Annotated in this window: 15 protein-coding genes; 8 read left to right on the top strand and 7 right to left on the bottom strand. The window is 69.0% G+C overall.

From position 1 onward, the window contains the following. The first annotated feature begins 89 nt into the window (after positions 1-89). Positions 90-887: an HAD family hydrolase gene (locus tag E0H50_RS25740; RefSeq protein WP_131292975.1), complete on the top strand. Its 798-nt coding sequence runs from the start codon at positions 90-92 to the stop codon at positions 885-887. A gap of 284 nt (positions 888-1,171) precedes the next feature. Here E0H50_RS25740 and E0H50_RS25735 read toward each other — a convergent pair whose 3' ends face one another. Next, complete coding sequence (locus E0H50_RS25735; RefSeq protein WP_131292973.1) at positions 1,172-1,948, bottom strand: Fic family protein; 777 nt, start codon at positions 1,946-1,948, stop codon at positions 1,172-1,174. A gap of 24 nt (positions 1,949-1,972) precedes the next feature. Here E0H50_RS25735 and E0H50_RS25730 point away from each other — a divergent pair, with 24 nt between their 5' ends. The 4 genes from E0H50_RS25730 (at position 1,973) to E0H50_RS25715 (ending at position 7,913) form a co-directional block, all read left to right on the top strand. Continuing rightward, positions 1,973-4,030 carry a bifunctional glycosyltransferase/CDP-glycerol:glycerophosphate glycerophosphotransferase gene (locus E0H50_RS25730; protein ID WP_131292971.1) on the top strand — a complete coding sequence of 686 codons (2,058 nt, stop codon included), beginning with the start codon at positions 1,973-1,975 and terminating at the stop codon, positions 4,028-4,030. A gap of 117 nt (positions 4,031-4,147) precedes the next feature. Further along, positions 4,148-5,824 carry an arginine--tRNA ligase gene (gene argS, locus E0H50_RS25725; protein WP_131292969.1) on the top strand — a complete coding sequence of 559 codons (1,677 nt, stop codon included), beginning with the start codon at positions 4,148-4,150 and terminating at the stop codon, positions 5,822-5,824. A gap of 31 nt (positions 5,825-5,855) precedes the next feature. After that, complete coding sequence (locus E0H50_RS25720) at positions 5,856-6,896, top strand: alpha/beta hydrolase (RefSeq protein WP_131292967.1); 1,041 nt, start codon at positions 5,856-5,858, stop codon at positions 6,894-6,896. A 36-nt stretch (positions 6,897-6,932) separates the two neighbouring features. After that, on the top strand, positions 6,933-7,913 hold the full coding sequence (locus tag E0H50_RS25715) for a GNAT family N-acetyltransferase (protein WP_131292966.1): 981 nt from the start codon (positions 6,933-6,935) through the stop codon (positions 7,911-7,913). On the opposite strand, the gene E0H50_RS25710 is transcribed toward E0H50_RS25715, so the two are convergent. After that, the gene (locus E0H50_RS25710; RefSeq protein WP_131292964.1) at positions 7,902-9,377 is read right to left on the bottom strand and encodes an MFS transporter; all 1,476 of its coding nucleotides are present in this window, start codon (positions 9,375-9,377) and stop codon (positions 7,902-7,904) included. The genes E0H50_RS25715 and E0H50_RS25710 overlap by 12 nt on opposite strands. 124 nt (positions 9,378-9,501) lie before the next feature. Between E0H50_RS25710 and E0H50_RS25705 the strand changes: the two genes are divergently transcribed. After that, positions 9,502-10,080, top strand: coding sequence for a TetR/AcrR family transcriptional regulator (locus tag E0H50_RS25705; protein WP_131292962.1), 579 nt, complete (start codon positions 9,502-9,504; stop codon positions 10,078-10,080). Here E0H50_RS25705 and E0H50_RS25700 read toward each other — a convergent pair. Both E0H50_RS25700 and E0H50_RS25695 read right to left on the bottom strand, forming a co-directional pair. Beyond that, a complete protein-coding gene (locus E0H50_RS25700) occupies positions 10,061-10,579 on the bottom strand; it encodes a dTDP-4-dehydrorhamnose 3,5-epimerase family protein (RefSeq protein ID WP_131292960.1) in 519 nt (172 codons plus the stop codon). The two genes, E0H50_RS25705 and E0H50_RS25700, sit on opposite strands and share 20 nt — an antisense overlap. Next, positions 10,576-11,781 (bottom strand): DUF2786 domain-containing protein, encoded by a 1,206-nt coding sequence (locus E0H50_RS25695; protein ID WP_238151208.1) that lies wholly within the window; start codon positions 11,779-11,781, stop codon positions 10,576-10,578. The genes E0H50_RS25700 and E0H50_RS25695 overlap by 4 nt, the downstream gene beginning before the upstream one ends. Before the next feature lie 152 nt (positions 11,782-11,933). Here E0H50_RS25695 and E0H50_RS25690 point away from each other — a divergent pair, with 152 nt between their 5' ends. Further along, the gene (locus E0H50_RS25690; RefSeq protein ID WP_131292956.1) at positions 11,934-13,313 is read left to right on the top strand and encodes an FAD-binding oxidoreductase; all 1,380 of its coding nucleotides are present in this window, start codon (positions 11,934-11,936) and stop codon (positions 13,311-13,313) included. A 55-nt stretch (positions 13,314-13,368) separates the two neighbouring features. Next, positions 13,369-14,763, top strand: a complete 1,395-nt coding sequence (locus tag E0H50_RS25685; protein ID WP_131292955.1) for an FAD-binding oxidoreductase — start codon at positions 13,369-13,371, stop codon at positions 14,761-14,763. 270 nt (positions 14,764-15,033) lie between these two features. Here the strand turns inward: E0H50_RS25685 and E0H50_RS25680 are convergent, their stop codons facing one another. From E0H50_RS25680 to E0H50_RS25670, 3 genes are read right to left on the bottom strand one after another with little or no spacing between them, the layout of a single operon-like run. Beyond that, positions 15,034-15,798, bottom strand: coding sequence for an SDR family NAD(P)-dependent oxidoreductase (locus E0H50_RS25680; protein WP_131292953.1), 765 nt, complete (start codon positions 15,796-15,798; stop codon positions 15,034-15,036). Further along, positions 15,791-17,032, bottom strand: coding sequence for an AMP-binding protein (locus E0H50_RS25675; protein WP_131292951.1), 1,242 nt, complete (start codon positions 17,030-17,032; stop codon positions 15,791-15,793). Before E0H50_RS25675 ends, E0H50_RS25680 begins: the two co-directional genes overlap by 8 nt. Before the next feature lie 10 nt (positions 17,033-17,042). Continuing rightward, positions 17,043-17,246 carry an acyl carrier protein gene (locus E0H50_RS25670; RefSeq protein ID WP_238151207.1) on the bottom strand — a complete coding sequence of 68 codons (204 nt, stop codon included), beginning with the start codon at positions 17,244-17,246 and terminating at the stop codon, positions 17,043-17,045. Positions 17,247-17,249: the final 3 nt, after the last annotated feature.

Genomic DNA, 17,249 nt, shown 5'->3' with positions numbered 1-17,249 from the left:
GTCACACTGCTCAACAGTCTAACGGGATACCGGCCCACGCAAAAGCCCGGGTCCCCCGGCGTTTCGCCCGGCTGCCTATTCTCGACTCCATGGCGCACCCCGGGACCGCTCGATCGGCAGCTTTCTTCGATCTGGACAAGACCATTCTGGCCCGCTCGAGCACGTTGGCGTTCTCCCGGCCGTTCTACGCCGGCGGCCTGATCAACCGCCGGACCGTCCTGCGCAGCGCCTACGCCCAGTTCGTCTACCTGCTCGGCGGCGCGGACCACGACCAGATGGAGCGGATGCGGGAGTACATCTCCGCGATGTGCACCGGCTGGGACGTCGCCACGGTGAAGGCGATCGTCGCCGACACCCTGGACCACATCGTCCGCCCGATGATCCACGCCGAGGCGGTGGAGCTGATCGAGCAGCACCACGCGGCCGGCCGGGACGTGGTGATCGTGTCGTCGTCCGGCGCCGAGGTGGTGGAGCCGATCGGCGCGATGCTCGGCGCCGACCGGGTGATCGCCACCCGGATGGTTGTTGCCGACGGCAAGTACACGGGCGAGATCGCCGAGTACGCGTACGGTCCGCACAAGGTGACCGCGATCGAGGCCCTGGCCGCGGCCGAGGGCTACGACCTCGCCAGCTCCTACGGGTACTCGGATTCGATCACCGACGAGCCGCTGCTGGCGGCCGTTGGGCACCCCCACGCAGTCAATCCGGACAAGGCCTTGCGCCGGGTCGCGGTCGAGCGCGGCTGGCCCGTGCTGGAGTTCGCGGAGCCGCCCGTGCAGCCCCGCTTCCCCGCCGTACGACGGCCCGCGCTGGCGGCCGGTCTGGTCGCGGCGATCGCCGCCGGGGCACTGCTGCTGGCCTCTCGCAGGCGAGCCCGGACGAGCTGAAACCTGAAGCAGGCTTCATTGTTCTCAACTCCATGTAGGACTCCGTATCCCCTTCCCAGAAAGGGGTTTCAGGAGTACAAAGGAATCAACAAGGGCCTCCGGGTCCGGTAGAGATTGCACGGCAACCCAGGTACCCACGCGGCGACCAGCCCATCCCAAACGGGCAGCGCGACCCAGGCTTCGTCCTGTGGCGGCAAACAGGTGCACGCATGGTAACCAGGGCGACGTGCCAGCGACGGCGTTCTCACCAGAGAGCGCCGTTCGCACGTTCTGGAGAAGCAGAGTCACGCCGTGGACAGCGGCGAGAGCTCGGCACCTTTTGTCACGACCTCGCAGGACCGTAGCAACCAATCACGAACCCCGGTCAATCCTCGCGCTGCGTAGTCGGTGAGGCCGGAGGCGTAGGTCGCCCGCAACACATAGTGACCACCCTCCGGCACCGTGACCGCCACCGGGTCGATGCCCCGGGCAACCAACAGCAGGCGCTCCGCGGCCCGGGCGACGAGTCCGTTGGCCGCCGGGAAGGGCCGGAGTACGGCGAGCTCGGCGTGGACGATCGCCGCGACGACGAGACCGGGCGCTTTCGTCGGCCGGGTCAGGTTCTGCGCGAGGGCGCTCAGCCGTTCCCACATCTCGTCGGCGCCGGGCGCGGGCGGCAGTCCCGGGATGTCGTCGGGCAGGGGTTCCGCGCTGGTCCGGAGGTGGCCCAACTGGTCTTCTGTCACCAGATCGGCCGCCGCCAACTGGTGCAGTCTGGTCCAGACCTGCACCGGCGCCTTGTCCACCTGCGACGCCAGCGTCATCAGCTCGCTAGTCATCCGGACCGCACCGGAGACCAGTCCGTCGGCGTCACCTCGCCGTACCTCGTCCAAACCGGCCGTGCTGCCGGCCAGCGCCGCGGAGGCGTGCGCGCCACGCAACAGGGCCTCGGCGGTCATGTCCGAACCGACCCGGCGCAGACCACGATCCCGGAGCAGTACGTCGACCGCGTCCCGGGCCGCCTGGGCCGCCGACCCGACCCCCTCGAGACCGGCCAGTGGCTCGAACACATCAACACTCATGCCCTGACCTTAAGATGACGAGGCATGGCCCCCAAGTTCAGCATCGTGGTCCCGTGTCATGCCTCGCGGGCCTGGCTGCGGCCGTGCCTGGACTCGGTGCTCGGGCAGTCGTTCACCGACTTCGAGGTGATCGGGGTGGACGACGCCGACCCGGACGGCTCCGGCCGGATCCTGGACGAGTACGCCGCCGCGGACGCGCGGGTCCGGGCGCTGCACCTGGACGAGAACGTCGGCCTCGGACTGGCCCGGAACGCAGGTCTGAAGGAGTGCCGCGGCGAGTACGTGCTGTTCCTGGACGCGGACGACACCTACGCGCCGGGGTCCCTGGCGGCGATCTCCCAGCGGATCGACGACACCCGCGGGCCGGACATCGTGCTGTTCGACTACGAGCGGGTCTTCTGGGACGGCCGGGTGCTGGGCAGCCAGCGGCACGACGCGTTCGCGCGTGAAGGCGCCGGGGTGTTCACGGCGGCCGAGCGGCCGATCTTCCTGACCTTCCTCGAGGTGGTCTGGAACAAGGCCTACCGCCGCCAGTTCCTCACCCGGCACGGCTTCGCGTTCACAAGCGGTTTCTACGAGGACGCGCCCTGGACCTACGCGACGATGCTGACCGCCGAGCGGATCGCCACGCTCGACCGGCTCGTCGTGCACTACCGGCAGCACCGGACCGGCGGCAACATCCACGCCACCAGCGGCCGCCGGCAGTGGGACATCTTCGACCAGTACGACCGGGTGCACGCGTTCATCCAGTCCGACCCGGAGCTGGCCGGCTGGCGCCGGTTCGCGTTCGACCGGTCGCTGGACCACATCCTCGCGGTCCTCGCCAAGCCGGAGCGGATCGACACCGACGACCGGGCCGAGTTCTTCCACGCGGCCCACGCCTTCGCCAAGCGCTGGAAGCCCGAGGGGTACGGCGCCGACCGGACGGCCCGGGGGTTCAAGCGCTGGCTGCTGATCCACGACGACTACGCGACCTACTCGACGCTCAAGCTGAGCGCGCGGATGCTGCAGGTCCCGAGGCCGCGCAAGACGGTCGGCAAGCTGCTCCGGCGCAGCAAGCTCGACCCGAACCTGGTCGCGTACGCCGCCTACTGGTTCAAGCAGTACGCCTGCAATCCGCGCGCGATCTACGAGAAGGCGGCCGAGCTCGCCCCGCACCTGCGCGGCGTGTGGGTCGTCGACAACGAGCACGTCGGCGCGATCCCGGAGGGCGTCGAGTACGTCGTCGCGGAGTCCCCGGCGTACGAGAAGCTGCTCGGCAAGGCGACGTACTTCGTCAGCAACATGAACTGGCCGCAGAACCTGGACAAGCGCGAGGGCCAGATCCACCTGCAGACCCAGCACGGTACGCCGCTGAAGACCGTGACGTTGCCGGACGAGGGCCAGGACGAGGTGATGCGCGAGGTCGACCGCTGGGACTTCAACCTGTCCTCGAACCGGTACTCCTCGGAGATCTGGGAGCGCACCTACCCGTCGTACTTCGAGGAGCTCGAGTACGGGTACCCGCGCAACGACCGGCTGCTGACCGCGACGCTCGACGAGGTCCGGGAGATCCGGGCCCGGTTCGGGTACGACGACTCGCACCTGGTGCTTCTCTACGCGCCGACGCTCCCCGACCGGGTCGACCTGCGCCAACTGGCCGCTGCGGCGGGTGCGCACGCCCGCGTGCTGGTGGCGTCGCAGCATCCGCGGATCGAGGACCTGATGCTCGCGGCCGACGTCCTGATCTCCGACTACTCGTCGATCACGTTCGACTATGCCAACCTCGACCGGCCGATCCTGCTGCACCTCGACCAGAACAGCCGGCGCGGCACGTACTTCGACGTCGCCGAGTTCCCGCCCGGCGTGGTGGCCCGGTCCGCGGAGGAGCTGTACGCCGCGCTCCGGAACGGCACGTTCGCCGCACCCGAGGCGGCGAAGCACCGGCACCTGTACCGGGAGAAGTTCTGCGAGTTCGACGACGGCCGCGCGGCGGAACGCGTCGTACGGCGGGTGTTCCTGGGCGAGACCGACGTACCGGCGATCGTGCCGCTGGCCGAACGGTCCCCGGCGCCGTCGGCGTACTTCGTGCATAATGGCTGACATGTCGATCAGCCTGAAGCCTGTCCACGCCCGGCGCGTGCGCTTCAGCCTGCGACGACGACGCACTGTCTGAACACCTCAGCCTGTTCCAGTCGCGTCTCCCTGAAGGACCTTGTCATGTCCGCAGTTCTGCCTGTCCTGTCCGCCAGACTGTCCGCTGCCGCCACGGCCGCCTTCGGTACGCCGTACGACCCTGAGCTCCGGGCGGCGACCAAGCCCGAGTTCGGCCACTACCAGAGCAACCTCGCGCTCCGGATCGGCAACGCCGAAGGTCTGCCGCCACGGGCTGTTGCCACGCGCTTGGTGGAGTGTCTGCAGGTCGATGACCTCTGCGAGACACCCGAGATCGCCGGACCCGGATTCATCAACCTCACGTTGCTGCCGCAGACGCTGGCGACGGCCGTCAACGAGCCGGAAACCTTTGCCAGCAAGGGACAGCGGGTCGTCGTTGACTACTCGCAGCCCAACGTCGCGAAGCAGATGCACGTCGGCCATCTCCGGTCGACGGTGATCGGCGACGCGCTGTGCAACGTGCTCGAGTTCGCCGGGTACGACGTGATCCGGCAGAACCACGTCGGCGACTGGGGAACGCAGTACGGGATGATGATCGAGCAGCTGCTCGAGGAGGATCTCGCCGCGGATTCGCTGAATCTGCAGGGGTTGCAGCAGCTCTACGAGCGGAGCCGGAAGCATTTCGATGCCGACGGCACCTTTGCGGACAAGGCACGGCTGCGGGTCGTCGCGCTGCAGTCGGGTGATCCGGCGACGCGGGCGATGTGGCGGCACATGGTCGACGTGTCGCTGGACGACTTCGACCAGGTGTACGCGTTGCTCGGCAGCAACCTCGAGCGGACGGATGTCGTCGGCGAGAGCGCCTACAACGACGACCTGCCGCGGGTGGTCGCGGAGCTGGAGGACGACGGCCTGCTGACCGAGTCGGAGGGCGCGATGTGCGCGTTCCTGCCAGGATTTCTCGGCCGCGACGGCGATCCGCTGCCGGTGATCGTGCGGAAGTCCGACGGCGGATTCGGCTACAGCGCGACCGACCTCGCCGCCGTACGGCACCGGGTGAGCACGTTGCACGCCGACCGGATCGTGTACGTCGTTGACCACCGGCAGGCGCTGCACTTCGACATGATCTTCACGCTGGCCAGGGCGGCCGGCTGGCTGGACGTGCCGGCCGAGCACGTCTCGTTCGGCACCGTACTCGGGCCGAACGGAAAGCCCTTCAAAACAAGAGAAGGCGGCACCGTCAAACTCGTCGACCTACTGGAGAGCGCGGTCGCCCGGGCCGACGCGCTGCTGGCCGGCCGGGAGGGTGTCGACCGGGCCGCGACCGCACGGGCCGTGGGGATCGGCGCGGTCAAGTACGCCGACCTGTCGAGCGACCGCGGCAACGACTACGTGTTCGACCTGGACCGGATGGTCGCGATGACCGGCAACACCGGCCCGTACCTCCAGTACGCGCACGCCCGGCTCACCCGGCTCCTGTCCAAAGCAGGTCCGTCAACAAGCATCACCACGCTCGAAGATCCCGCCGAGCAACGGCTCGCCCTCCTACTCACCGGCTTCGCCGCGACCGTCGAGCAGGTCGCCGAGACGCTCCAGCCGCACCGACTCTGCACCTACCTGTACGACGTCGCGTCGGCGCTCTCCGTCTTCTACGAGCAGTGCCCGGTGCTGAGCAGCGAAGGCGAGACCAGAGCAAGCCGGATCGCCCTCTGCACAGCGACACGGAAGGTGTTGCAGGATGGACTCGGCCTGCTCGGGATCGAGGCCCCCGACGCGATGTAACTCAGACGCGATGTGAGTCACTGGAGGACGCATGCTGCCGTGGTCGGCCGAGTTCAAGGGACGCCTGGACCAGACGACGTACACGAGCGAGTTGCTCCGCGGGAACCCGCTGGGCGACCCGTACGAGCGTCCGGTGCTCGTCTACCTCCCGCCCGGGTACGACGACCCTGACAATTCCGACGAGCGGTACCCGTCGATCTACGTGACGATGGGCTACACCGGCCACGTCGGCATGTGGTTCAACCGGGTCCCGTTCCGGCAGCCGTACCCGGAGCTGCTGGACGCGATGTTCCAGGACGAGTCCGTGCCGCGGGCGGTCGTGGTGTTCGTCGACTCCTGGACGAGGTACGGCGGCAGCCAGTGCCTCGACTCTCCCGGGACGGGGCAGTACCAGTCGTACCTCTGCGACGAGATCGTGCCGTGGGTCGATGCGACGTACCGGACCATCCCGGACCGCGACCACCGTGCCGTCACCGGCAAGTCGAGTGGTGGCTACACCGCGATGGTGACGCCGCTGCTGCGGCCGGACGTGTTCGGGGCGCTCGCCACGCATGCCGGTGACGCGCTCTTCGAGGTCTGCTACCGCCCGGAGTTCCCCGAGCGCGCCAGGACCCTGCGGGACAAGTACGACGGCAGCTACGACAAGTACTTCGAGGTGCTCGCGACCAAGACCGGCCGGACCACCAACGAGGACCTGCACCTGCTGGAGATGTACGGCTACGCGTCGGCGTACTCCGCCGAGGCCGACGGCACCGTACTACTGCCGTTCGACGACCTCGGCGCGATCGTCCCGGAGATCTGGGAGCGCTGGCTGTCCCGCGACCCGGTCGAGATGGTGAAGGAGCCGCAGTACGCCGAGGCGCTGCGGTCGCTGCGCGCGGTGTGGATCGACGCGGGACGGCAGGACGAGTACTACCTGGACCTCGGCGCCACCGCATTCCACCGCGCCGCGAAACAGGCCGGTGTCGAGGACGAGCGGCTGCACTTCGAGCTGTTCGAGGGCACCCACGGCGGCATCGAGTACCGGTACCCGATGGCGGTGCGGTGGCTCGCCGAACAGCTCACTAATTGACGTGCTGTCCCGGAACGGACGTCGTACCGTCGAGCCATGAACTGGCCGGAGGGGATCCAGGCGCGTCCGATCGACAAGGGCGACGTCGAGGCGTGGGCGGCGCTGACGGCCGCCAAGGAGAAGGTCGACCAGGAGGGCGAGAACTTCAGCGCGCAGGATCTCGCCGAACAACTGGACAGACCCGGCCTCGACCTGGCCAGGAACAGCATCAGCCTGTGGGCCGGCGACCGGATGATCGGCTACGGCATCGCCCACGTCTCGCCGTCCGTGGTGGACGTCGACCGGGTGCGCGCCGAGGGCACCATCGATCCGGAGTTCCGCCGGCGCGGCCTCGGTACGACGCTGATGAACTGGCTGATCGAGCGCGCCGGCGAGCTGCACGTCGCCACCCACCCCGACTTCCCGGGCCAGGTCGGCGCCGGAACGGCCAGCAACAACGTCAGCGCGATCAGCCTGCTGGAGGGCCTGGGCTTCAAGCCCGAGCGGTTCTTCTTCGACATGCAGCGGCCGCTCGACCAGTCCGTGCCCGAGGCGTCGATCGCCGACGGGCTGCGGCTGACGTCCTACGACCCGTCGTACGAGGAGGCTCTGCGGCTGGCTCACTTCGAGGCCTTCTCCGACCACTGGGGCTGGGCACCGCCGAAGCCGGAGGTCTGGCGATCCCGGAACGTCGGATCGCGGGCGTTCCGCAGCGCGCAGTCGTACCTGGTGCTCGACGGGGAGACCGTCGCTGCGTACGTCAACGGCTACGAGTGGGAGGCGGACACCGAGGCGACCGGGGTCCGGGAGCTGTACATCGGCCAGGTCGGCACGCGGCGTGCGTACCGCGGCCGCGGGCTGGCCCGCGCGACGATCGCGAAGGTGCTGACCGAGGCCGCACAGGCCGGCTACCAGCGGGCCGCGCTCGGCGTGGACGCCGACAACCCGACCGGTGCGCTCGGCCTGTACGAGAACCTCGGTTTCACCACTCACAACAAGTTCACCAGCTACGCGCTACCGATCACGTCAGACGTGTGAGTCCACGACCGCTGGGGTCTCGACCGGCTCCGGCGCGCCGCGGAACCACTTCCACGGCTGGACGGTGAAGACGATCATCGCCAGGCTCACCGCCGCGTAGACCAGCGCCCCGATGAACGCGGCGTGTACGCCGTCGACCAGCACCTCGCGAGGGATTGTCGATGTCGAGTTGCGGCTCGCCGTACCGAAGAGCGTGACCAGGATGCCGAGGCCGAGCGCACCGCCGACCTGCTGGACCACGTTCAGCATGCCGGACGCGGCACCCGAGTCCTCCGGCGCGACGCCGGAGATCGCACGACCGACGAGCGGGATGAAGATCATCCCGGCCCCCGCGCCGAACAGCAGCAGCGGACCGACGACGTCGTGCAGGTAGGTGCTCCGGGCGTCCAGCTGGGTCAGCCAGATCGTTCCGAGGGTGACCAGCACCGATCCGGCCAGCATCAACTTCGCGCCGTCGATCCGGGTGATCAGCCGCGGCACCACGCGCGACTGGGCGAACAGCAGGCCGGTCAGCGGCAGGAAGGCCAGGCCGGCCAGGAACGGCTTGAGCCCGAGCACACCCTGCAGGTACTGCGTCAGGAAGAAGAACATCCCGAACATCGTCCCGACGATGAGCAGCATGGTCAGGTACGACGCCACCCGGGTCGGCGACCGGAACAGCCGCAGCGGCATGATCGGGTGACTGACCCGGCGCTCGATCAGCACGAACGAGACCAGCAGCACGACACCGGCCGCAAACGAGACCAGCACCTCGGTGGACGTCCAGCCGGCTTCGGCGACCCGGATGAAGCCGTAGACGAGTGCGGTGATGCCGAGCGTCGAGGTGACCGCGCCGGCCACGTCGAACCGGCCGGTCTCGGGCTCGGTCTCGGTCAGCACCTGCCGGGCGGTGAGGATCAACGCGATACCGATCGGGACGTTGATGAACAGACCCCAGCGCCACGACGCCCAGTCCGTCAGCATGCCCCCGAGCACCAGGCCGACGCTGCCGCCGCCGGACGAGATCAGGCTGTAGTAGCCGAGTGCCTTCATCCGCTCCGGACCCTCGCGGTACGTGAGCATCAGCAGGGTCAGGGCCGCCGGTGCGGCGATCGCACCGCCGATACCCTGCAGGACGCGGGCAGCCAGCAGCAGCTCGGCGTTCGGCGCGAGGCCACCGAGCAGCGAGGCGAGCGTGAAGACGCCGACGCCGGTGAGGAACACGCGACGGCGGCCGAGCAGGTCACCGGCGCGGGCGCCGAGCAGGAGCAAACCGCCGAACGCGAGTGCGTAGGCGTTCTGCACCCAGGACAGGCTGGACGGCGTGAAGTGCAGGGACTGCTGAATGTGAGGCATTGCGATGTTCACGACGGTGGCGTCGAGGATGACCATCAACTGGGTGACCAGGATGACCGCGAGAACTACCCCCGGACGCCGAGCAGGCGCGCCGGAGCCGGCGCCTGGCGCCGTGGATGTTGCCGACATATTGCTCCTTACCCCGGAGGGGCTACAGTTGTGAGAGGAAAAGCGGAGCGCTCCTCCGGATACGATACGGAGGCATCCTCCGCTTTGCAAGCGATATGTTGGGCGGACCTTGCGAGGAGGCTGGATGGCGCCACAACCCTTGCCGTGCGCACGGCCGACCCGTGCGGACGCGGCCCGGAACTACGACCGCCTGGTGACGGCCGCGCGGGAGACGTTCGCCGAGCACGGCACCGACACGTCGCTCGAGGAGATCGCCCGCCGCGCGGGCGTCGGCATCGGCACGCTGTACCGCCGGTTCCCGAGCCGGACCGCGCTGCTCGAGGCGGTCTACGTCGACGAGATCCAGTCCGTCTGCGACCGCGCGTACGACTTCGACCGGGAGCTGGAGCCGTTCGACGCGCTGGCGGCGTGGTTCCGCAGCTTCCTCGGGTACGGGCTGTCCAAGGGCAGTCTGGCCAGCGAACTGACCGTTGCGCTGGGCAAGGAATCGCCGTTCTTCCAGATCTGCAAGGCGAACGTGCAGGAGGCCGGGCATCTCCTGCTGGACAAGGCGAAGGCGGCCGGTGAGGTCCGGCCCGACGTGGAGCTGTTCGACATCATGCGGCTCGTCGGCGGGATCAACATGGGCCGCGACATCGAGCCCGAGCAGGCCCACCGCCTGCTCGACATCGTGCTCTGCGGGCTCAGGCCCGCTGCCTCCTGAGCTCCGCCAGCGAGGGGTTCCCGGCGTCCCGCTCGGTGTACTTGAGCTGCTCGAGCGGCCACGCGATCGCCAACTCCGGATCGAACAGGTCCACGGTGGTCCGCTCCGGCGACCAGTGCTCGTTCACCAGGAAGTTGTACGTCGTGTGCGGCGTCAGCGTGCAGAACGAGTTCCCGACGTCTCGGGGCACGTACAGCGCGTCCGACGTACCGAGCTCGAACGTCTCCACCTGGCCGAAGCCGTGACCGGAGCGGAGGTCGACGATCGCGACGAACACCCGCCCGGACGACGGCGACAGGTACTTGTCCCAGGGCTCCGCGTGGATCCCACGGACGATTCCGGCCGTTTCGAAGTACGCGACGTTGTGCTGTACGACGTCCATCCCGAGCTCGGCCAGCTTCTCGCGGTGGAAGTTCTCCTTGAACCATCCGTCGGCGTTCGGCTGCAGCTCCTGCTCGATCCGCAGTACGCCGGGGATCGCGGTCTCCTCGACCTTCACCGGCGCACCTGCCGGCGCCCCTCGAGCTGGGCCTGGTCGGCGGCCGTGACGCCCGCGTTCCACCCGGCGCCGTTGGTGATGCGGGTCCGCCGGGTGGTCGTGTTCGGGAACAGTTGGGCGAACAACGCGTCGACCTGCTCCTCGCGCTTCGCCAGCACCGGCAGGAGACGGTCCGCCGCCGCTTCGGGTACGGCGGCCTGGGTCGCCGCGGCGGTCTGCTCCAGGCGCTCGCCGATCCGCTGCGCGTAGGCCATCAGGAACGACTGCCGGAAGGAGCGGGTCCGGGACTCGCCCCGGTGGCCGATGTGTTTGCCAGCGGCAAGCATCGCGCGATTCGCCTGCACCAGCAGGGAGGTGCTGAGGATCTCGGTGTGCTGCAGGTCCACCTCGGCGCCGACGATCGTGACGACGGCCAGCTCGTCGATCACGACGGTGCGGCACCGGTTCGCCGCGGCGACCGCGCCGACCAACTGCGCCTTGGCCGAGACGTACGGCGTCTCGACCCACAGCCGGCGCCCGGCCGAATCGTCCGGGATCTGCACCTCCGCCTCCACCAGGGCACTGTCCAGCGAGAACTTCGCCATCAGCTCCTGCGCCTTGCCGGACAGCGCTTCCGCCTCGTCCGGGAACTCGGTCGCCTCCGCCTTCGCGAGCAGGCCCCGGATCCGCGCCAGCATCTTCCCGTTCGCCGGTACGGCGGGCTGCGTGCGGCGGACCGTCGTACCGGGCAGGGGGTAGAGCCGGGCCAGGACCGGCAGGGTCTGCAGGAAGCCGGCCAGGGACAGGGCGTGATGCAGCGTGAGGTAGCGGCCGACGCGGGCGCCCGCCGCCCAGGCGGTCAGGCTCAGCTCGGTGAAGGGCTGCGGAACGCCGAGATCTGTCAGTTGGCCGAGCCAGTTGGGGTCGATCGTGGAGGGCCGGTAGCCGCGGTGTTCGGCCGAGATCGCTGCCAGCAGCAACGGTTCGACGCCGGCCTCCAGCGTGCGGCGGCTGTGCTGAACTACGTCAGCCGGCGCCCAGCCACGCTCCCAGGCGCCGCGGACCAGCGCGTTCAGAAACCCTTGCAGGCAACGATCCACGCTCGCCTGGTCGGCCTCGTCGTACGCCCCCAGCCTGGCCAGCTGGGCGTCCGCGCGGTCGTCGCCGACGGCCACGGCGGCCGCCGCGATCGGCAGCAGCCGCAGGATTTCCTGATCTGTCACGCGGACGAGTCTGACAGTCGGTGTCCTTCGACCCAAACGGAGTTCGCCCGCCCTGTGGACAACTTCGTCGCCCGAAGGTCTGCCCGAAGGTCCGCTGTCACCGCGGACGCCGCTCCCTAGCCTGGCAACAGCACAATCGGGGAGGAAACGGAATGACGGATTTCGACGAATTGCGCGCGGCCCTCAGCGGCCGCGTCATCACACCGGGCGAGGACGGGTACGACGACGCGCGGCGGTTGTGGAACGCCGCGCACGACCGGCGGCCGGCCGTGATCGCGCAACCGCGGACGGCCGAGGACGTCCAGGTGGCCGTCCGGTTCGGGGTCGCCCAGGGACTGGAGCTCGCCGTGCGCGGCGGCTCCCACAGCCTGTCCGGGGCGTCGTCGGTGGACGACGGCCTGATGATCGATCTGAGTTTGCTGAACACGGTCACGGTCGACCCGGAAACCCGCCGGGCGCGGGTCGGCGGCGGCGCGAAGCTGGCTGACCTCGACGCGGCCACGCAGGCGCACGGTCTCGCCGTACCGGCCGGAATGATCAGTCACACGGGGGTCGGCGGGCTCACGCTCGGCGGTGGAATGGGCTGGCTGACCCGGAAGTTCGGGTTGAGCATCGACAACCTGGAGTCGGTCCGGATTGTCACGGCCGACGGCAGCCTTCTGCGCGCGGCCGAGGACGAGAACCCGGCTCTGTTCTGGGCCGTCCGCGGCGGAGGAGGCAACTTCGGGGTCGTGACCGAGTTCGAGTTCCGGCTGCACGAGGCGGGACCGATGGTGCAGTACGGCCTGCAGTTCTGGGGCCTCGAGCAAGGCGCCGACGTACTGCGGCTCGCGCGGGAACTGATTCCGGCGCTGCCACCGGAGATCAACGTGGTGATCGCCTGTCTCAACGCACCGCCCGCGCCGTTCGTCCCGGAACAGCATCACTTCGAGCAGGGACACGCGCTGGTCGTGGTCGGCCTCGGCTCTCCCGAGCAGCACGGGGAAGTGCTCGAGACGATCCGGACCGCGCTGCCGCCGCTGTTCGAGTTCGCGAGCCCGATGCCGTACGTCGCCCTTCAGCAAACGCTCGACGAGCCGAACCGCTGGGGGCAGTACTGCTACGAGCGGGGCAGCTACCTCGAGGACCTGAGCGACGGCGCGATCGACGTGATCACCGACCAGTTCCCGCGGAAGAGCTCGCCGCTGTCGATCTCCCTGCTGTACCGGCTCGACCACGCCTACTCCGCGGTGCCGGACGACGCCACTGCGTTCAGCGGCGGACGGACCGATCGGTACGCCATCGTCATGGTCGCGGTCTGCCCGACGCCGGAGCCGTACGCGGCGGAACGTGCCTGGGTGCGCTCGTTCTGGGACGCGCTGCGACCGCACACCCTCGGGATCGGCAGCTACGTCAACGGAATGACCGAGGGCGAGGACGACCGGATCCGGGCCGCGTACGGCGACAAGTACCTGAGACTGCAACAACTCAAGGCGAAATACGACCCGGACAACGCGTTCCACCGGAATCAGAACATCAAACCGTTGCTTTGAGCCCCACTTCAGGACGATCCTGCCTGGAGGGGAACTCTCAGGGGGAGGCTTCGTCATGACTCAACTGGCCGACAGTGGGATCGGCGATCTGCGACAGACAGTCGAAGGACCGGTACTCGGACCGGACGACGACGGGTACGACGACGCGCGGCGGCTGTGGAACGCGAACCAGGACCTGCACCCGGCTGTGATCGCCCGGTGCCGGAGCGCGGCCGACGTCAGCCGGGCGGTGCTGTTCGCGCGCGACCACGGACTGGAGATCGCGGTCCGTGGCGGCGCGCACAGCATCAGCGGGATGAGCTCGGTCGACGGCGGGCTGATGATCGACCTGAGCGAGCTGAACGAGGTCACGGTCGACCCGGAGGCCCGCCGGGCCCGGGCGGCCGGCGGCGCGTTGCTCGGCCAATTGGACGCGGCGGCGCAGGAGCACGGGCTGGCCACGCCGGCCGGCATGGTGAGTCACACCGGTGTCGCTGGCCTGACCCTCGGCGGTGGGATGGGCTGGTTGAGCCGGAAGTTCGGTCTCAGCATCGACAACCTGCTGTCGGTCGAAGTCGTCACCGCCGACGGCAGCATCCTGCGCGCCTCCGACGACGAGAACCCTGATCTGTTCTGGGCCGTCCGTGGCGGTGGCGGGAACTTCGGTGTCGTCACCGAGTTCGAGTTCCGGCTGCACGAGGTCGCGCCGATGATCCAGTTCGGCCTGATGTTCTGGGAGCTGGACAAGGGCGCCGAGGTGCTGCGGACGGCGCGCGAGGTGATCGCGAAACTGCCGCCCGAGGTGAACATGGTGGTCGGCGCGATCAGCGCTCCGCCGGCGCCGTTCGTGGCGGAGGAGTACCACTTCCGGCCCGGGTACGCGTTGATCATCCCGAGCTTCGGGTCGGCCGACGAGCACGCCGCGGTGATGGCGGAGATCCGCTCGGCGCTGCCGCCGCTGTTCGAGTTCGCGACCCCGATGCCGTACGTCGCGCTGCAGCAGATGCTCGACGAGGCGAACGGCTGGGGATTCCACTCCTACGACAAGGGCTTCTACCTCGACGACTTCACCGACGAGGCGATCGCGGTGATCACCGAGCACGTGCCGCTGAAACAGTCGCCGGGTTCGGCGATGCTGCTGTACCGCCTCGACAACGCCTACTCGGCCGTGCCCGACGACGCGACCGCCTTCAGCGGCAGCCGGGCGCCGGGGTACGCCGGATTCATCATCGCGGTCTGCCCGACGCCCGAACTGCTGGAGCGCGACCGGGAGTGGGCCCGCGCGTTCTGGGCGGCGACGGTGCCGGTCGGCCGCGGGATCGGGAGCTACGTGAACGCGATCAGCGACATCGACGTCGACGACCGGGTCCGGGCGTCGTACGGCGCGAAGTACGACCGGCTGGCGGCGATCAAAGCGACGTACGACCCGGAGAACATCTTCCACCGGAACGCCAACATCAAGCCGGCCTAGCGTCCTGCGCCCGAAGTTCGTGAGATAAGTCCAGGTCCGAAGAACTCATCACGGCCGGCCCGCGGCACTTCATCCGGCACGACCAGTCCACGGCATCTCTGTGCACCCACCAACCACTACCCGGCCGGCTTCGTGATCGAGCCGTGCACAAAGATGACGGGCACTGCGACGAGGGGTGCTTTGGGGAGTTCTGCCCTCCCGAAACGGGCTGTAATGCTCCCCGGTCCCGTCCGTGGACCTCCCCAAACCGGTTTGGGGAGGGCTGTCCCACTAGATTGACGCGGCTCCGTCGATCACCAGTACCTGGCCGTTGAGGTTCGTGTTCTCCAGCAGGAGCATGCGGACGACCGGAAGCACGTCCTCCGGCTCGGTCAGGTGACCGGTCGGGGTCCGGCGGACGATCTGGTCGAGCTGGGTCTGACCGAGGACCGCGGACATCTCCGACGCGAAGAAGCCCGGCGCGACGGCGTTGGCGAGGATGCGGCCGCCCAGTTCACGCGCGAGTGAACGGGTGGCCGCGTCCATCCCGCCCTTGGTGGCCGAGTACGCGACCAGGCCGGGGTAGCCGCGTTGCGCGCAGATCGAGGTGATGTTCACGATCCGGCCCTTCAGGCCCTTCGCGAGCATCCGGCGCAGGACGAAGCGGGTGAGGATCAGCGGCGAGGTCAGATTCGTCTGAATGATCTCGGCCAGATGCTCGGCGGACGTGTGGACGTGCAACGAGTCCTGGCCGATCGCCGCATTGTTGACCAAGGCATCGATCGGGCCCAGCGCGTTCTCGACGTCACGGACGAACGCCTGCCCGGCCGCGCTGTCGTTCACGTCGACGGAGCCGTAGTGCAGGTGGTCCGGGTACTTCTCGCCGAGCGCGGTCAGCTCCGGTGTGACGGTCCGGGCGAACGCGGCGACCTTGAGACCGGCCGCGAGCAGGTCGGTGACGATCGCCAGACCGAGACCGCGGGAACCGCCCGACACCAGCACGACCGAGGCCGGCGGGACAGCGCTAGGAGCTTCGGACCTCGGGGCTTCAGACATCGCTCTTCAGGGTTTCCTTCTGCGGGATCTGGTCGAGGAACTTGATCCGCCGCGGTACGCCGTAGTCCGGCAACCGGGTCGAGCACCACTGGACCAGGTCGGCGTCCGTGATCGGGCCGAGCGACCGGTTCGGGACCACCTCGGCCGCCACCATCCGGCCGACCAGCGGTGCCTTGCGGGCGAAGACCCGCGCCCAGGACACCCCTGGGTGCCCCATCAGCACGTTGCGGACCACGCCGGCCGAGACCTTGGACCCGCCGACGTTGATCTCGTCGGTGTCCAGGCGGCCGGTGATCAGCACCCGGTCCCCGTCGTACTCGATCCGGTCGCCGGTGTGGATCGGGCCGATCAGGCCGGCGCCGTGGTGCGGTGAGCGGATGACGAGCTCGTCGCCCTCGACGCTCAGGACCGGGCGTTCCGGGTGCGGGTCGCGATCGAGCCAGCTCCGCGGGAACCCGGCCTTGCCGTCGTGCACCACGATCGAGGCCCCGACCTCCGACGACGCGTAGATCCAGGAGATCCGCGCCGCCGGGAAGATCTCCCGGAGCTGGTCGAGGATCGCCTGGTCGACGGGCTCGCCGCCGAGCGTGATCTGCTCCAGCGGTACGCCGGCGAGCGCGTCGGCGTCGCGGTAGATCGCCTGGCGCCAGAAGGTCGGCGTACCCGAGGCGGCCGTGACGCCGTGCTCGGCGGCGATCTTCGGCCATTCGTCCAGTTCGTGCGGCTCGATCACGACCAGGCCCTGATCGGCCTGGGTCAGCGAGAGCGTGACGACCTGCCACCAGGCGTAGGTCCCGGGCGAGTACGGCAGCAGCCAGGTCCGCGGGGGCTGGTCGGCGGTGACCGTGGTCAGCGACTCCAAGGTGTGGCCGATGCGCTTCGGGCGACCGGTCGAGCCGGAGGTGAGCAGCCAGGCGCGGCCGGACTCCTCGACCCTCTTCAGTCGCGGGAGAGTGACTGCCCCATCGGGCAGGACGATCGCGAAACCGGACTCGCCCAGTTCCTCCCGCATGCGCTCGTCGACGCGGGACTCGGTCGCGACCAGCAACTCGGTGCCGTGCACGGCATGGTGGCGGAGGGCAGCCAGCGCGTCGGCGCCGTTGTCGACCAGGACGGCCGCGGGCGACGGTAACTGCGGCAGTTTGTGCAGCGTCCGCCAGGTCAGGCGCTTGCCGGCGACGACGACGGTGTTGTCGTCACCGATCAAGGCGGTGGTGCGGCGACGGCCAGTCATAGCGACGCCGTCACGCTGACTGGAGTTGCTCGATGAAATCCAGTACGTCGCCGACCGTCGCGATCCGGCGCAGCCCAGGGGCATCGAAGTTCAACTCGTCGCCGAGTTCGTCCTCCACCCGGAGGGCCAACTCGGAGAAGTCCAGCGATCGGAACCCGATCTCCCGCAGGTCCGCCGTGTCCTCGGCCGGCAATGACCGGCCCTGGGCCGTCATCAC

The organism is Kribbella sindirgiensis (genome assembly GCF_004331435.1).
GTDB lineage: Bacteria > Actinomycetota > Actinomycetes > Propionibacteriales > Kribbellaceae > Kribbella > Kribbella sindirgiensis.
This window is presented reverse-complemented; position numbering and strand designations above follow the sequence as displayed.

Coding starts and splice junctions, on each gene's coding strand:
- E0H50_RS25670 (WP_238151207.1), bottom strand. CDS start 17,246: ATGACGGCCCAGGGCCGGTCATTGCCGGCCGAGGACACGGCGGACCTG.
- E0H50_RS25710 (WP_131292964.1), bottom strand. CDS start 9,377: ATGTCGGCAACATCCACGGCGCCAGGCGCCGGCTCCGGCGCGCCTGCT.
- E0H50_RS25675 (WP_131292951.1), bottom strand. CDS start 17,032: ATGACTGGCCGTCGCCGCACCACCGCCTTGATCGGTGACGACAACACC.
- E0H50_RS25730 (WP_131292971.1), top strand. CDS start 1,973: ATGGCCCCCAAGTTCAGCATCGTGGTCCCGTGTCATGCCTCGCGGGCC.
- E0H50_RS25720 (WP_131292967.1), top strand. CDS start 5,856: ATGCTGCCGTGGTCGGCCGAGTTCAAGGGACGCCTGGACCAGACGACG.
- E0H50_RS25685 (WP_131292955.1), top strand. CDS start 13,369: ATGACTCAACTGGCCGACAGTGGGATCGGCGATCTGCGACAGACAGTC.
- E0H50_RS25680 (WP_131292953.1), bottom strand. CDS start 15,798: ATGTCTGAAGCCCCGAGGTCCGAAGCTCCTAGCGCTGTCCCGCCGGCC.
- E0H50_RS25705 (WP_131292962.1), top strand. CDS start 9,502: ATGGCGCCACAACCCTTGCCGTGCGCACGGCCGACCCGTGCGGACGCG.
- E0H50_RS25735 (WP_131292973.1), bottom strand. CDS start 1,948: ATGAGTGTTGATGTGTTCGAGCCACTGGCCGGTCTCGAGGGGGTCGGG.
- E0H50_RS25715 (WP_131292966.1), top strand. CDS start 6,933: ATGAACTGGCCGGAGGGGATCCAGGCGCGTCCGATCGACAAGGGCGAC.
- argS (WP_131292969.1), top strand. CDS start 4,148: ATGTCCGCAGTTCTGCCTGTCCTGTCCGCCAGACTGTCCGCTGCCGCC.
- E0H50_RS25740 (WP_131292975.1), top strand. CDS start 90: ATGGCGCACCCCGGGACCGCTCGATCGGCAGCTTTCTTCGATCTGGAC.
- E0H50_RS25690 (WP_131292956.1), top strand. CDS start 11,934: ATGACGGATTTCGACGAATTGCGCGCGGCCCTCAGCGGCCGCGTCATC.